Source organism: Pseudomonas putida (assembly GCF_028682635.1).
In the GTDB taxonomy this organism is placed as follows: Bacteria; Pseudomonadota; Gammaproteobacteria; order Pseudomonadales; family Pseudomonadaceae; genus Aquipseudomonas; species Aquipseudomonas putida_AE.
Genome location: NZ_JANHLK010000003.1, coordinates 301899 through 316140, shown reverse-complemented (window position 1 = coordinate 316140; position 14242 = coordinate 301899). Strand labels below are relative to the sequence as shown.

Annotated in this window: 13 protein-coding genes; 7 read left to right on the top strand and 6 right to left on the bottom strand. The window is 60.2% G+C overall.

The features are described 5' to 3' along the window. Window positions 1-100 precede the first annotated feature (100 nt). Window positions 101-880, top strand: a complete 780-nt coding sequence (locus tag NPS56_RS05725) for an N-acetylmuramoyl-L-alanine amidase (RefSeq protein WP_274073820.1) — start codon at window positions 101-103, stop codon at window positions 878-880. A gap of 75 nt (window positions 881-955) precedes the next feature. Further along, entirely contained in the window at window positions 956-2569 is a 1614-nt protein-coding gene (locus tag NPS56_RS05720) for an EAL domain-containing protein (RefSeq protein WP_274073819.1), read from the top strand. A 6-nt stretch (window positions 2570-2575) separates the two neighbouring features. On the opposite strand, the gene NPS56_RS05715 is transcribed toward NPS56_RS05720, so the two are convergent. Then, window positions 2576-4366, bottom strand: coding sequence for a KinB sensor domain-containing domain (locus NPS56_RS05715; protein WP_274073818.1), 1791 nt, complete (start codon window positions 4364-4366; stop codon window positions 2576-2578). Between the two features lie 10 nt (window positions 4367-4376). Then, the gene (algB, locus tag NPS56_RS05710; protein ID WP_274073817.1) at window positions 4377-5723 is read right to left on the bottom strand and encodes a sigma-54-dependent response regulator transcription factor AlgB; all 1347 of its coding nucleotides are present in this window, start codon (window positions 5721-5723) and stop codon (window positions 4377-4379) included. Between the two features lie 435 nt (window positions 5724-6158). On the opposite strand from algB, the gene NPS56_RS05705 reads away from it, so the two are divergent. The 5 genes from NPS56_RS05705 to NPS56_RS05685 all read left to right on the top strand — a co-directional run bounded on the left by NPS56_RS05705 (window position 6159) and on the right by NPS56_RS05685 (window position 10599). Continuing rightward, a complete protein-coding gene (locus NPS56_RS05705) occupies window positions 6159-6446 on the top strand; it encodes a hypothetical protein (RefSeq protein WP_274073816.1) in 288 nt (95 codons plus the stop codon). Between the two features lie 72 nt (window positions 6447-6518). After that, window positions 6519-6683 carry a DUF1328 domain-containing protein gene (locus NPS56_RS05700; protein WP_003170804.1) on the top strand — a complete coding sequence of 55 codons (165 nt, stop codon included), beginning with the start codon at window positions 6519-6521 and terminating at the stop codon, window positions 6681-6683. A gap of 2 nt (window positions 6684-6685) precedes the next feature. Next, window positions 6686-7150, top strand: coding sequence for an inhibitor of vertebrate lysozyme family protein (locus tag NPS56_RS05695; protein ID WP_274073815.1), 465 nt, complete (start codon window positions 6686-6688; stop codon window positions 7148-7150). A gap of 673 nt (window positions 7151-7823) precedes the next feature. Continuing rightward, window positions 7824-9155 carry a glutamate/aspartate:proton symporter GltP gene (gltP, locus tag NPS56_RS05690; protein WP_274073814.1) on the top strand — a complete coding sequence of 444 codons (1332 nt, stop codon included), beginning with the start codon at window positions 7824-7826 and terminating at the stop codon, window positions 9153-9155. Between the two features lie 214 nt (window positions 9156-9369). Continuing rightward, a complete protein-coding gene (locus tag NPS56_RS05685; protein WP_150773141.1) occupies window positions 9370-10599 on the top strand; it encodes a nucleoside recognition domain-containing protein in 1230 nt (409 codons plus the stop codon). 91 nt (window positions 10600-10690) lie between these two features. On the opposite strand, the gene NPS56_RS05680 is transcribed toward NPS56_RS05685, so the two are convergent. The 4 genes from NPS56_RS05680 to NPS56_RS05665 are packed head-to-tail and all read right to left on the bottom strand — an operon-like array spanning window position 10691 to window position 14202. Then, window positions 10691-11317 carry an ABC-type transport auxiliary lipoprotein family protein gene (locus tag NPS56_RS05680; protein ID WP_274073813.1) on the bottom strand — a complete coding sequence of 209 codons (627 nt, stop codon included), beginning with the start codon at window positions 11315-11317 and terminating at the stop codon, window positions 10691-10693. After that, window positions 11314-12252, bottom strand: a complete 939-nt coding sequence (locus tag NPS56_RS05675; protein ID WP_274073812.1) for an MlaD family protein — start codon at window positions 12250-12252, stop codon at window positions 11314-11316. The genes NPS56_RS05680 and NPS56_RS05675 overlap by 4 nt, the downstream gene beginning before the upstream one ends. Before the next feature lies 1 nt (window position 12253). Next, entirely contained in the window at window positions 12254-13057 is an 804-nt protein-coding gene (locus tag NPS56_RS05670; protein ID WP_274073811.1) for an ABC transporter ATP-binding protein, read from the bottom strand. Then, window positions 13054-14202 (bottom strand): ABC transporter permease, encoded by a 1149-nt coding sequence (locus NPS56_RS05665; RefSeq protein WP_274073810.1) that lies wholly within the window; start codon window positions 14200-14202, stop codon window positions 13054-13056. The genes NPS56_RS05670 and NPS56_RS05665 overlap by 4 nt, the downstream gene beginning before the upstream one ends. Window positions 14203-14242 lie beyond the last annotated feature (40 nt).

Sequence of the window (14242 nt, the reverse complement as noted above, 5' to 3'; positions counted from 1 at the left end):
GGCTGTTGCCCCATTTTGTTCAAATCGTTGCGATCGGCCAACACGCACAAGGCAGTACGTTACACTGTTGCATTACTGTCTTTAGCGCGTTGGCTTTCCCATGAAATATCTTGCTCTCATCGTGTCGCTGATCCTGTTGGCTGGTTGCGCCAGCGGCCCCCGATACGACACCAGCCACGCTTCGGCCAACCACGACAGTCGCATTCAGTTCGTCGTGCTCCATTACACCTCCGCATCGCTGGAGCGCTCGCTGCAACTGCTGACCCACGGCGAAGTCAGCAGCCACTACCTTGTCGGCGACGACAAGAACGCGACCATCTACAAGCTGATGGATGAAAATCTGCGGTCCTGGCACGCCGGGGAAAGCCAGTGGCAAGGCCGGACCTGGATGAACTCCAGTTCCATCGGTATCGAAATCGTCAATCCAGGCTTCAAGGACACTCCGACCGGGCGCCTGTGGTACCCCTACACCGAAGCGCAGGTCCAGTCCCTGGTCGTCCTGCTCAAGGACATCAGCCAGCGCTACGCAATCAGCCCGCGCAACATCGTCGGACATAGCGACATCGCCCCCCTGCGCAAGCTTGATCCAGGGCCACTGTTCCCCTGGAAGCGCCTGGCTGAGCAAGGGATCGGCATTTGGCCGAACGAGCAAGCCGTAGCGCGCCAGCAAAGCCGCTTCGAAACACAGCTGCCGAGCATCAGCTGGTTCCAGTCACAACTGGCTCGCGTCGGTTACGATACGCCGCAAACCGGCGAACTGGATGTCGCTACCCGCCATGTGCTGGCGGCCTTCCAGATGCATTTTCGACCGTCGCGCTATGACGGTACGCCGGACGCACAAACAGCTGCGATGCTTCAGGTATTAATTCAGACAAAATAATGACGATCGCCCGACGGTCAGCGCGTTTCTCAAATAGCAGCTATAACTCATTGGTAATTCGTCGGATATTCCATAATGACTGCTGCTCGAGAGACACTCAGAAGTTGGTTCTATCGCCCCTGGTTTCTGGCGATGCTGGCTGCTGTCTTGAGCGCTACCCTGATGATGGCCGGCAGTTACTTCGTTGCCATTCACCAGGTTGAGCAAAACGAAAGCTGGGAAATGAATGCCCAGGGCGAACGCTTTCTCGCCCGGCTCGAGCAACTATTCGGGCAGTTGCGCGAAAGCCTCGATGACCTGGAAGCCCAGCCACTGCGTAGCTGCGACGACGACATGATCGCGACCCTGCAGCAGGTCAGCTTCAATTATCGCTTCGTCTATGAGGCGGCCTACATGGACGACTCGCGAATCTGCTCCAACCGTCCGCGCCAGGAAGGCCTGTCACTGTTACGCCCACCGGACATCAAAGGCCCCACCTACACTTACTGGTTGAACACCACTACCGAGCCGGATGAAAACCGTGCCGCGCTGATGCTCGGACGCGGCAACTTCCGGGTCGCGACCTCCCGCGGCCATTTGACCGACATGGTCGACCTGTCGCCCGGAAGCAGCCTGCTGGTGGTACTGGATCATGGCACCCGAGCCATTCCGGTGCTGGGCGTCGCGCAAGCCTGGCCACCGACCGGCCATTGGCCGCCGGAAGCTCGCGATGCGCTGCAGGTCACCCAGAACAGGCTGATTTACCGCATGCCCACCGATAACCCGGAATACCAGCTGGTGCTGATCAGCCCGCGCAGCGGCACCCATATACCGCCTGTGTGGTGGTGGCTGCTGCCCGCTTGCGTGTTATTGGCCCTGTGCGTGGGTTTCCTGGTGTTCTTGCTGGTGCGCCAACGCCAGTCCCTGGACGCTGAACTGACGGGCGCCATTCGTCGAGGCGAGTTGCAGGTACTGTATCAACCGATCTTCGACCTCGACAGCCGCAACTGCGTCGGGGCCGAGGCCTTGCTCCGCTGGCGCAGGCCGGACGGCACCCTGACCAGTCCCGACCTGTTCATTCCGATGGCCGAGAACACCGGGCAGATTCGCCAGATGACCGACTTTGTCCTGCAACGCCTGCTCGAGCAGCTGGGGCAACTGCTGCGGGCCAATCCGCAGTTGTATATCTCGGTCAACCTGGCGGCCTGCGACGTCATGGTCCCGCGGATCGGCCAGGTGATGGCCCGCCTGTTGACCCTGCACCGGGTCGCGGCCAAGCAAATTGCCTTCGAAGTCACTGAGCGCGGATTGATCGACGTGGTGGTGGCCCGGGAAAACCTGCAAGCCTTGCGCGATGTCGGGCATCAGGTCCTGATCGATGACTTTGGCACCGGTTATTGCAGCCTCGCCTACCTGCAAACCCTGCCAGTGGATTGTCTCAAGATCGACAAGGCGTTCATCGATGCCCTGGGCCATGACGCGGCGAGCAGCGGTGTCGCCCCGCATATCATTCACATGGCTCAGTCACTGCACTTGAAGGTGATTGCCGAAGGCATCGAGCATGAAGCCCAGGCGGCGCTCCTGAGCAGTGAGGGGGTGAAGTTCGGTCAGGGCTGGCTTTTCGCCCATGCTCTGAGCGCGGTACAGTTCATCGAGCTGATTACCCGAGGCCGCCGACTGGCTGGCCGACGCCTGGATGACGAAGCGTAAGAGCGCTTACACGGTCAAGGTCATATAGAACTGAGTGCCCTGCCCCGGTCGCGAGTAAACGCCCATCCGGCCACCGTGCAGCTGCACGATCTCCTTGCACAACGCCAGACCGAGCCCGGCCCCGCCTTTCTTGCGGCCGACCTGGACAAAGGGCTCGAAGATCCGCCCCTGTTGCCCATAGGCAATGCCTTCACCGTTATCTTCAACGCTGATGATGACCCGGTCCCCATGTCGCCGGGCTTGCAACCGTATCAGTCCGCCACTGGCGGTATGGCGCAGGGCATTGTCGATCAGGTTGTCGAGCACCCGGTCCAGTTGCGGCTGATCGGCTTGCAAGCGTGGCAAGGGCTCCTGGACTTCGATCAGGAGCTCGACGCCTTTGTCCTGCGCACCGTCGCTGAAGCGAATCTGCGCTTGTTCCAGCAACTCCTCAATGGAGCACGGCGCCAGGGTGAGCTTCTGCAGGCCATTCTGGTAGCGAGAGAAATTCAGCAAGTCGTTGATCAGTTGCATCAGGCGCTGCATTTCTTCATTGACCGTGTCCAGCAGGTCGGCTTCTCGGGATTCTGGCGGGAAATGCGCGCGCTCGCGAAACAGGCCGAATGCCATGTGCATCCCGGTCACGGGCGTGCGCAGCTCATGGGAAGCGCGTAGGACGAACTCGCTGCGCACCCGTTCGAAGGCACGTTGTTCGGTCACATCGTGCAGCACCATCACCGCACCGAGAATCTGCCCTTGGGTATGAATGACCGGCGTCAGGCTATAAGTCAGCAATCGCGTCTCGCCATCGACCTCGATGCCCAAGTCATCCGGCACTCGCTCCAGCGTACCGCCACGCAGTACCAGCTGCAGCTGTTCATCGAGTTCAGGGTGCTCCAGCGCCTCACCCAGGCCTCGCCCAAGTCGATCGGTGTCCCAGCCCAACTGACGCTGCGCGACCGGGTTGAGGTGCTCCAGGTGCCCCTGGCGGTCGATCATCAGCAAACCGTCGTCGATGCCGTCGAGCACCGCCTGCAAACGCTGCTGCCCTGCCAGCAACTCATCGACATTGGTGGCCTGGTGCTGGCGTAGCGCCTCGGCCATGATGCCGAAGCGCCGGGTCAGCTGATTCAACTCCACAGACGAGGACACCGGCAGCGTGACGTCGAAATTACCTTGGCCGATATGATCCGCTGCCTGCGCCAGTGCCTCGATGGGCTCGCCGAAACGCCGGGCGATGGCATGCGCAGTCACGAACCCGATGATCAACACCGCCAGCCCGACCAGGCCAAGCAGTCCGGCGATCAGCAGCGCACGCTCGCGTGCCTTGCGTTCGATGGTGCTGATGTCGTCCAGCGCCCGCTTGTGTTCGGTAATCAAGCCATTGCGCAGCAGATTGAATTTTTCGGTCAGCTCATCGTTGCCGTTCAGCACTCGCGTCGGGTCAGCGGACACCTCATACGCACGAATAAAGTCCAGATAGTCGGCCTTGGCCTTTTTGAAACCGTGTTCGAGATTTTCGCCCGCCGGCTCCTGGGCAATACCTTCCTCCAGCAGCTCAAGGTAACGCCGTCTGGATGCTTCGAAGGCGGCGGGATCGTTGTTTTCGCTGAGCATGATGATTAACTGATCACCCAGGGTCTGGCGCAGCTTGAGCCCCAGATCCAGGGTGACGAAGTTGTTGCGCACCAGCGCTTCCTGGCTCCCGGCCATCTGCAACACACTGACAAGACCAAGCAGCAGGCCCAGCAGTGCAACAGTGATCAGCGCGGAAATGCTGAGAAAAAGCCGGGTCTGCAACTTCATCGTCAGTTTCATCGGCGCTGACTCACAGGTTGTACTGCTTGCGCTTGCGATACAGCGTCGACGCGTCGATCCCCAAAGTCTTGGCGGCTTGATCCAGGGTCCCCGCAGTGGCGAGGACGGCTCCGATATGGGCTTTTTCCAGCTCATCCAGGCTTAACGGCGCTCCAATGCGCGGGGCGTTATTGATCGGCGCTTCGGCCATGCCCAGGTGGCTGATTTCGACCCGTTCCTGCGGGCAAATAATGCTCGCCCGCTCCACCACGTTACGCAGCTCGCGAATGTTCCCTGGCCAGCGGTAACCCAACAGCGCTTCACGGGCCTCGTCACTGAAGCCCCGTGCCGGACGCGCGTATTCCTTGACGAACCGGGCCAGGAACCGGTCGGCGAGGTTGAGAATGTCTTCCCGGCGTTCGCGCAGCGGCGGCAGGTGCAAGGTAATGACATTGAGGCGATACAAAAGGTCTTCGCGGAAACGGCCGTCGCGGACCATGTCCTCAAGGTTCTGGTTGGTGGCCGCGAGAATGCGCACATCAGCCCGACGAGTCACCGGATCCCCTACCCGCTCGTATTCCTTGTCTTGAATGAAACGCAGCAATTTTGGTTGTAAAACCAATGGAAAATCGCCGATTTCGTCAAGAAACAAGGTCCCCCCGTCGGCCTGGTTGACGCGTCCCAAAGTACTTTCGCTGGCGCCGGTAAAGGCGCCCCGGCTGTGGCCGAACAGCTCGCTTTCCATGAGTTCGGCCGTCAGCGACGGGCAGTTGATGGTGATGCAGGACTTCTTCGCGCGCTTGCTCCAGCCGTGAATCGCCTGGGACAACTCACCTTTACCGGTGCCGGACTCACCGAGAATCAGGATGTTGGCATCGGTATTGGCTACTTGGCGTGCGGTCTCGAGCACTACTTTCATCGCTGGGCTATGTGAGTCCAGTCCGTCCTTGGGTTTGCGTATCTCACCTTCCAGGGCCTCCAGACGTGCCGACAACTGCCGCACTTCCAGCTGCTTGGCCGTGGCCAGGCGCAACTGATCGGGACTGCACGGCTTGACCAGATAGTCGGCGGCACCCGCCTGTATCGCATCCACGGCAGTGTCCACAGCCGAATGCGCAGTCACGATCACCACACGCATCCACGGAGCCTGGATGCGCATCTGCGCCAGAACGTCCAGGCCGTTGTCCTCTCCGAGTCGCAAATCGAGGAAGCACAGGTCGAAGACCTGACGTTGCAGCAAGGCTTCCGCTTGCGCGGCGCTGTTTGCGGTCGCCACGCTGTAGCCTTCATCTTCAAGGCAATAGCGGAAGGTTCGCAGGATGGCAGACTCATCATCTACCAGAAGAATGCGGCCTTGATGCTCAGTGGCGGATTCCATTTTCCTACGCTCCTTAATGAATGATCTTTAGTTAGTCACGGAAAAATCGGGCAAGTTGCATGGTTCATTCTGATCCATTCCTGCCATGGCAGGGTAGCTATCTCCTGCCCCCTCGCTTCAGCACCCGGGTTCGCGCGTCTTTCAAAGAAAAGCGCGGATCAGAGATGTCTTGCGTCCATTTCTGACAGCTGCGCCCTCCTCTCAATTCAAAAATATTGCGATCTCTTTGCGACTAGTCGTGCATTACGCACGACCGCACGAGGGCTCATCGTGCAGGATGCGTCTGGACGCATTTATGGCATATCACTAACTTATTGTTTTTAAAGGTTTTTTTAAAGGAAAAAAGCTGGCATGCAGGCTGCAATAAGCTGATTAACGCAGGGCAACAACAAAAGCCCTCAACCCGATATTCCCCAGCGTGGGAGGAGCTTCAGGATGAATCGTCAACGTGCCGCCCAATTGCATCTCTCGCCACTGCATGTTCAGCAAGGCCTGTTTGCGGTACTTGCACTGTTGATCACCTTGTTTGCCGGCCAACAGTTTCTTCTTTGGGAACAGAGCCAGCAGCCAGAAGCCCCGAGCGTATCGTTTGAACGTCCGACCCAAACCCACTTCAGCGCAGCAGGCAGCGGTTTGGCAGACAACACCCCGATGCGAATGATGGACGTCGACCAGGCACAGCCGGCCGATGAGATGCCGCGTCAGGAACGCTGGGTGTTTTAAGCACATTCGACTTGGTGCGCTTGACGCGCCGGGAATGCAGCACCTTTAAATAGAAACGTAAGGAGAATCACCATGTTGAGCTGGGCAATCACATTCTTGATCATTGCCATTGTCGCCGCAGTCCTGGGCTTCGGTGGTATCGCGGGCACCGCCACGGGTATCGCCAAGATTCTCTTTGTCGTGTTCCTGGTGATGTTCATCGCTTCCTTCTTCTTTGGCCGTCGCGGCCGAGGGTGAACATGAGCGTTTCGTTAAAGACACTGGCAGCCGCCCTGCTACTGGGCGGTAGTGCCATGGCAATCGCCGCCAATGATGGGCAGGCACGGGTCAACGAGCTCTTGAACGCGGATCCGCAGTACCGCGAAACCTGGCAAGGCGTAGTGAAAAAAGAAGAACGGCTGCCGGAATGGGTGATCAACCTGTCCGGCGATGCTGAACAAATGAACGGCGTTGAAGAGGATGGCGACAAGTATCTGGTGGGGCCGCTGTGCCAATCGCAGGCCAGTTGCACCAACGAACGCCTGATCGTCGCGGTCAGTTTCGACAAAAAGGAGGCCTACGCCATGCTGGTCGAAGTACCGGCAGGTTTACCGGCCGACAAGTCGCCGACACGGCATGCCAACTACCGTTTCCTCGGAAAACCGGACCAGGGTATGCAGGACTTGTTGATGGAGCAGCTGAGAAAAGATCCAAAGTGGTACTGATTTCCAGACGCGAAAGAAGCGCACTGCTTCTTTGCCGCTGCGCCACCTGAGGAAGGCAGGCGCATGACCAGGGGGTCGGGACGTTCTGCCTGCTTCAGGGGCGGAGTGACCTACGGGTACAGGGAGTGCCTGCGCAAGGGCCGGGTCAGGGTAAAGCTGCCACGCAAGTTCGCCAGCCAACCGCGGCTCGACGGACTTGCGTAGAGCTTGAAGGCTAAAGTCGTTGTACTGCCCCAAGCCTTTGTTTTTCCGTTCGCGGTGCTCCATGAGCGACCGTACATCGAGAAAAATCGCCTTTCTTTTGTGCCCGGGTCTCGGCGCACATAAGGGGTTTTTCTGCCTTTTCAGCACCCTTCCCAGCTGATCAAAAAACACCCAATCTGCTCTGTGATGGCCGGTTCACGGCACTTATGCCTGCCAATATGTCGTATTCGAACCGGTTGGGACGCGCGTTTCACTGAAAAAACCTCATGCCGATTCGGCATAGGGTAGGCGTTTACGGCATTAGACGTCGCTTCCTTGCATCGGAATAGTTGCGCCTTTTTTCGCCTGCCAGAGAGCCACTAACAAGCGCTCCGGGGCTCCTTATACGGGGGCAAGTGCTCTGACATTTTCGCCACAAGCGAAACCGTTTCTGCATCTGTCCGAGTCAAACTGAAGTAAGGGTAAAGATATGAAGAAGGCAAAGCTTAGCCTCGCCTGGCAGATCCTCATCGGTCTGGTATTGGGGATTGCAATCGGTGCGCTGCTCAACCATTTCAGTGCCGAAAAAGCCTGGTGGATCAGCAATATCTTGCAACCAGCGGGCGATATCTTTATCCGTTTGATCAAGATGATCGTGATCCCGATCGTCATCTCCTCCCTGATCGTCGGCATTGCCGGCGTGGGTGACGCCAAGAAGCTGGGGCGCATCGGCTTCAAGACCATCATCTACTTCGAAATCGTCACCACCATCGCCATCGTGGTCGGTCTGCTGCTGGCCAACCTGTTCCATCCGGGTGCCGGCATCGACATGAGCACCCTGGGCACTGTGGACATTTCCAAGTACCAGGCCACGGCGGCCGAGGTTCAGCATGAACACGCGCTCATCGAAACCATCCTCAACCTGATCCCGTCGAACATCTTTGCGGCCATGGTTCGCGGCGAAATGCTGCCGATCATCTTCTTCTCCGTGCTGTTCGGCCTCGGTTTGTCGAGCCTGCAGGCGGACCTGCGCGAGCCGCTGGTGAAGATGTTCCAGGGCGTATCGGAAAGCATGTTCAAGGTCACTCACATGATCATGAACTACGCCCCGATCGGCGTGTTCGCTTTGATCGCGGTGACTGTGGCCAACTTCGGCTTCGCGTCGCTGATTCCGCTGGCCAAACTGGTGATCCTGGTTTACTTCGCCATCGCCTTCTTCGCTTTCGTGATCCTGGGCCTGATCGCTCGCCTGTTCGGCTTCTCGGTGATCAAGCTGATGCGCATCTTCAAGGATGAGCTGGTACTGGCTTACTCCACCGCCAGTTCCGAAACCGTGCTGCCGCGTGTGATCGAGAAGATGGAAGCCTATGGCGCGCCTAAAGCCATTTGCAGCTTCGTGGTGCCAACCGGTTACTCGTTCAACCTGGACGGTTCGACCCTGTACCAGAGCATTGCAGCCATCTTCATTGCCCAGCTGTACGGCATCGACCTGTCGATCAGCCAGCAATTGCTGCTGGTACTGACCCTGATGGTCACCTCCAAAGGCATCGCCGGCGTTCCGGGCGTGTCCTTCGTGGTGCTGCTGGCGACCCTGGGCAGCGTCGGTATTCCGCTGGAAGGCCTGGCATTCATCGCCGGTGTCGACCGCGTGATGGACATGGCACGTACCGCCCTGAACGTGATCGGCAACGCCCTGGCCGTGCTGGTCATCGCTCGTTGGGAAGGCATGTACGACGACGCCAAGGGCCAGCGCTACTGGAACTCCCTGCCGCACTGGCGCAGCAAGGAAAAGCTGGCGGTTGGTGAAACCTCCAGCAACTGATCTGAACCCTGTGGTGGCTTTTCTGTGGGAGCCAGCCTGCTGGCGATAGCGGTACATCAAACAACAGAGATGTTGAATGTGTCGGCCTCATCGCCAGCAGGCTGGCTCCCACAGTGATCCGAGTCAGCCTCCCCAACAAACCCCGGAGAAATCCGGGGTTTGTCGTTTCTGGTCACCCCGCTATCATTCGCGCATCTTTTGGGGGATTTGACTGATGCTTAATGGCCTGTGGCTTGGCTTCTTCATCGTGGCTGCCGTGTCGGCGCTGGCGCAATGGTTGATCGGCGGCAACGCCGGGATCTTCGCGGCGATGGTGGAGAGCATCTTCGCCATGGCCAAGTTGTCCGTCGAGGTCATGGTCCTGCTGTTCGGCACGCTCACCCTGTGGCTGGGCTTCCTGCGGATCGCCGAGAAAGCCGGGATCGTCGAATGGCTGGCCAGGGCCTTGGGTCCACTGTTTTTGCGCTTGATGCCGGAAGTCCCGCCCGGCCACCCCGCCATCGGCCTCATCACCCTGAACTTCGCCGCCAACGGCCTGGGCCTGGACAATGCCGCCACGCCCATCGGCCTCAAGGCCATGAAGGCCCTGCAGGAGCTCAATCCCAGCGATACGATCGCCAGTAACGCGCAGATCCTGTTCCTGGTGCTCAACGCCTCCTCCCTGACCCTGCTGCCGGTGACGATCTTCATGTACCGCGCCCAGCAAGGCGCGCCCGACCCGACGCTGGTGTTCCTGCCCATCCTGCTCGCCACCAGTTGCTCGACCATCGTCGGCTTCCTGGCCGTCGCCTTCATGCAACGCCTGCGCGTCTGGGACCCGGTCGTGTTGGCGTACCTGATTCCCGGCGCCCTGGCCCTCGGTGGTTTCATGGCGTTACTGGGGACAATGTCAGCCACCGCGCTGGCGGGTCTGTCGTCGATCCTCGGCAACCTCACGCTATTTGGCTTGATCATGCTGTTTTTGTTGATCGGTGCAATGCGCAAGGTAAAGGTCTACGAAGCGTTCGTCGAGGGCGCCAAGGAAGGCTTTGATGTGGCGAAGAACCTGCTACCGTACCTGGTGGCGATGCTCTGCGCCGTGGGCGTGCTGCGGGCGTCCGGCGCCCTGGATTTCGGCCTGGACGGGATTCGGCACCTGGTGGAGTGGGCCGGCTGGGACACGCGCTTCGTCGACGCGCTGCCGACCGCGATGGTCAAGCCGTTCTCCGGCAGCGCCGCCCGCGCGATGCTGATCGAAACCATGAAAACCTCTGGCGTGGACAGCTTCCCGGCGCTGGTGGCGGCAACGATCCAGGGCAGTACCGAAACCACGTTTTACGTACTGGCGGTGTACTTCGGCGCGGTGGGTATCCAGCGCGCGCGCCATGCGGTGGGGTGTGCGTTGTTGGCGGAATTGGCGGGTGTGCTGGGGGCGATTGGGGTTTGCTACTGGTTCTTTGGGTGAATCCGACATTTATCGCTGGCAAGCCAGCTCCTACAGAGAGCGCGCTGTACCTGTAGGAGCTGGCTTGCCAGCGATAAGGTCCGCAGGACTTTCAAAATCTCGCGGGCGGCGCTAACTTTTGTCCTTGCTCCACCGCCCACGCCACCACCTGCGTCGTGATCTGATCGCTGGCCTGGCCAAACCCGGCCACCACCGCCGGCACCTTCAAATCGCTCAACGGCTGGCGCACTTCAAAGCGTTTGCTGGCGAGGATTCGCTGGTCATACCCACGCACCAACAAGGCATCCAGGCGCACGACCACGCTGGCGCTGGTGCCCTGATACTCAGTCTGAAACGCCTGCAAGCTGCCGCCCAGCTCCAGATCCGCCTGGAAGTTGCTGTCATCGGTACTCAGCAGCGTCACCCGACCATCACGCTGGAAACCATCGAGCAGCCGGTTGCGCAGCAATACCGGCGCCGGGTCGCTCCAGCGCGAGCCCTTGTAGCTGCTGATCACGTCGCCCTGGGGGATGACGGCAATGTTCGGGCTGTTCAACGCTTCGCTGGCCTGGGGTTTGTTCAGGCGCAACGACCAGCGCTGCGGTGTGACGTGACTGGCCGGTATGCTGCTTTGCGCCGACGGCAATCGATAAAGATCGAAGGGTTCCGACTTGGGCAGGATCGAGCACGCGCTGATCAGCGTGAAGCTGGCGAGGAGGGCGAGGCGGGTCAGCCTCATGGAGTGAATTCCTTACTCTTGTCACGGCCCAGCAGGTAGCCGCTGGGGTTGGATTCCAGGCGTTGGGAAATAGCCCGCAACGAGGTGAGGGTCTCGCGCAGCTCACGCACCGCCGGCGCCAGGCCATTGAGACCCTGCATGCCGTTGTTGAGCGACTCCTGATTGGTGCTCAGCAGCTGGTTGATGGTCGCGGTGCTCTGTTCCAGCGACTTCATGGCCTGTTCGGCGCTGCCGAACATCTGCTTGCCCTGGTCATTGAGCAAGCCGTTGGCGTTGCGCATCAACGCCGACGTCTGCTCCATCATGGTACCGGCCTGCTTGCCGACCGAGGCCAATTGCTGCATGGCCTGGCGAATGTCGCCGCGCTGGTCGGCAATGACCCCGGTGGTTTGCTCCAGATGCTCCAGGGTCTTGCTGATGCGCTCGATGTTTTCCGTGGAAAACATCAGGTTGGCGTTGTGCATCAAGGTGTTCACCCCGGCCATCAAGTCGTTGCTGTCATTGAGCAGGCGAGCGATGGGCGAGGGCGACGCAATGATGGTCGGCAGCTTGCCGTCCTTGCCCTTGAGCGTCGGGCTCTGAGGCGTACCGCCGCTGAGCTGGATGATCGAGGTGCCGGTGACCCCGGTCAGCGCCAGTTTGGCCTGGGTGTCTTCCTTGATCGGGGTATCGCCGCCCAGGCGGATCCGCGCCAGCACCCGGCGCGGGTCTTTCGGGTCCAGGCGCAGGGTCACCACGTCACCGACCTTGATCCCGCTGTACTGCACCGAACTGCCCTTGGACAGGCCGCTGACCGCCTCGTTGAACACGACCTCGTAATCCTTGAACTCGGTGTCGACACTGGATTTGGCCAGGAACAAACCAAAGAGAAGGGCGCCCGCCACCACGATCACAGTGAACAGGCCGATCAATACATGATGGGCTCGGGTTTCCATGTCAGACCTCGTTGAGCTGTTGAGCGGCACTCAGCGCCGCGCGGCCGCGAGGGCCATGGAAGTATTCGTGAATCCACGCGTCGTCGGTTTCCGAGACCACGTCAATGGCATCGGCCACCAGCACTTTCTTCTGCGCCAGCACCGCCACCCGGTCGGTGATGGTGTAGAGCGTGTCGAGGTCGTGGGTCACCAGGAAAACGCTCAGGCCCAGGGCATCACGCAGGGTCAGGATCAGTTGATCGAAGGCGGCCGCACCAATCGGATCGAGGCCGGCGGTGGGTTCGTCGAGAAACAGGATGTCCGGGTCCAGCGCCAGGGCCCGCGCCAGTGCTGCGCGCTTGATCATGCCGCCGGACAGGGACGCGGGGTACTTGTCCGCCGCCGACAGCGGCAAGCCGGCCAAGGCTAGCTTCACCGCCGCCAGGTGCTCGGCATCGTCGCGGCTCAGACCGGCATGTTCGATCAGGGGCAGGGCGACGTTCTCGGTCACGGTCAGCGAAGAGAACAGCGCGCCTTTCTGGAACAGCACGCCGAAGCGCCGCTCGATCAGGGACCGCTCGTGCTCGGGCAGGCTCGGCAGGTTTTTCCCGAAGACTTTCACCACGCCCTCGCTGGGCTGGCGCAAACCGACAATGCTGCGCAGCAGCACTGATTTACCGCTGCCGGAACCGCCGACCACGGCAAGGATCTCGCCCTTGTACAGATCCAGGTCGAGGTTCTCGTGCACGCTCTGGCTGCCGAAACGATTGCACAGCCCACGGACTTCGATCACCGCCTCGGCGGGGGCTCGGTGTACTCGACTCACCAGCTCATCTCCATGAAAAACAGCGCGGCCACGGCGTCGAGCACGATCACCACGAAAATCGACTGCACCACGCTCGATGTGGTGTGGGCACCGACGGACTCGGCGCTGCCGCTGACCTTGAAGCCTTCCAGGCAACCTATCGCGGCAATGAGAAAGGCGAAGATCGGGGCTTTGACGATCCCCACCAGAAAGTGCTGAACGCCGATGTCCGACTGCAGCAGCGACAGGAACATTGCCGGCGAAATATCCAGCGATACCGCGCAGACCACGCCGCCGCCGATAATCCCCGAGACCATCGCCAGGAAGGTCAGCATCGGCAACGCGACCAGCAAGGCCAGGACCCGCGGCACCACCAGCAATTCCATCGGATCGAGGCCCAGGGTGCGGATGGCGTCGATTTCCTCGTTGGCCTTCATCGAGCCGATCTGCGCGGTGAACGCACTGGCGGTGCGCCCGGCCATCAGGATCGCGGTCAGCAGCACGCCGAATTCGCGCAGGAAGGCAAACGCCACCAGGTCCACCGTGAACACGCTGGCGCCGAACGTGCTCAGCACTGTCGCCCCGAGAAACGCCACCACGGCGCCCACCAGGAAGGTCAGCAGGGCAACGATGGGCGCGGCGTCGAGGCCGGTCTGTTCGATGTGCGCCACCATCGGCGTAATGCGCCAGCGCTTGGGACGAAACAGGCCACGGACGATGGTTTCCAGGATCAGGCCGACGAACCCAAGCAGTTGCAGGGTGTCCTGCCAGACTGTGTCCACCGCACGGCCGATGCGGGTCAGCAATTGAATGCCGACGCTGATTTCCGGCTCCTTGATGGGCACGCAGAAATCCGTCAGCGATTGATAGACGGTTTGCAACAACGCGCGGTCGGCGGAGGAAAGGGTGCAATCAGGATGTTGCGCGGAGCGGCCCAGGCGTTCCGAGCCCAGCAGTTCCACCAGCAGCGAGGCGCCGGCCGTATCAAGGGCGCCGAGGCCGTTGAGATCGATGAGGGTGCTGTCGTTGTACTGGCCTTCGAGCTTTTCGCTCAGGTGCTTGAGGTCGGCGTAATGGGCGAGCGTCCAGTCTCCCGTCACCCGTATCTGAGGCGGGGAGTGCGAGGTGTCCAATTGGGCATTGCCGGCCATTGTGCTGCTGGTCATAAGCTCCGTGCTTTTTCGGCTGTTACGCAGAGCTACGTAA

What these genes read in the sequence shown, in the direction of transcription:
- NPS56_RS05725 (WP_274073820.1), top strand. Translation starts at nt 101, where the DNA reads ATGAAATATCTTGCTCTCATCGTGTCGCTGATCCTGTTGGCTGGTTGC.
- NPS56_RS05720 (WP_274073819.1), top strand. Translation starts at nt 956, where the DNA reads ATGACTGCTGCTCGAGAGACACTCAGAAGTTGGTTCTATCGCCCCTGG.
- NPS56_RS05715 (WP_274073818.1), bottom strand. Translation starts at nt 4,366, where the DNA reads ATGAAACTGACGATGAAGTTGCAGACCCGGCTTTTTCTCAGCATTTCC.
- algB (WP_274073817.1), bottom strand. Translation starts at nt 5,723, where the DNA reads ATGGAATCCGCCACTGAGCATCAAGGCCGCATTCTTCTGGTAGATGAT.
- NPS56_RS05705 (WP_274073816.1), top strand. Translation starts at nt 6,159, where the DNA reads ATGAATCGTCAACGTGCCGCCCAATTGCATCTCTCGCCACTGCATGTT.
- NPS56_RS05700 (WP_003170804.1), top strand. Translation starts at nt 6,519, where the DNA reads ATGTTGAGCTGGGCAATCACATTCTTGATCATTGCCATTGTCGCCGCA.
- NPS56_RS05695 (WP_274073815.1), top strand. Translation starts at nt 6,686, where the DNA reads ATGAGCGTTTCGTTAAAGACACTGGCAGCCGCCCTGCTACTGGGCGGT.
- gltP (WP_274073814.1), top strand. Translation starts at nt 7,824, where the DNA reads ATGAAGAAGGCAAAGCTTAGCCTCGCCTGGCAGATCCTCATCGGTCTG.
- NPS56_RS05685 (WP_150773141.1), top strand. Translation starts at nt 9,370, where the DNA reads ATGCTTAATGGCCTGTGGCTTGGCTTCTTCATCGTGGCTGCCGTGTCG.
- NPS56_RS05680 (WP_274073813.1), bottom strand. Translation starts at nt 11,317, where the DNA reads ATGAGGCTGACCCGCCTCGCCCTCCTCGCCAGCTTCACGCTGATCAGC.
- NPS56_RS05675 (WP_274073812.1), bottom strand. Translation starts at nt 12,252, where the DNA reads ATGGAAACCCGAGCCCATCATGTATTGATCGGCCTGTTCACTGTGATC.
- NPS56_RS05665 (WP_274073810.1), bottom strand. Translation starts at nt 14,202, where the DNA reads ATGACCAGCAGCACAATGGCCGGCAATGCCCAATTGGACACCTCGCAC.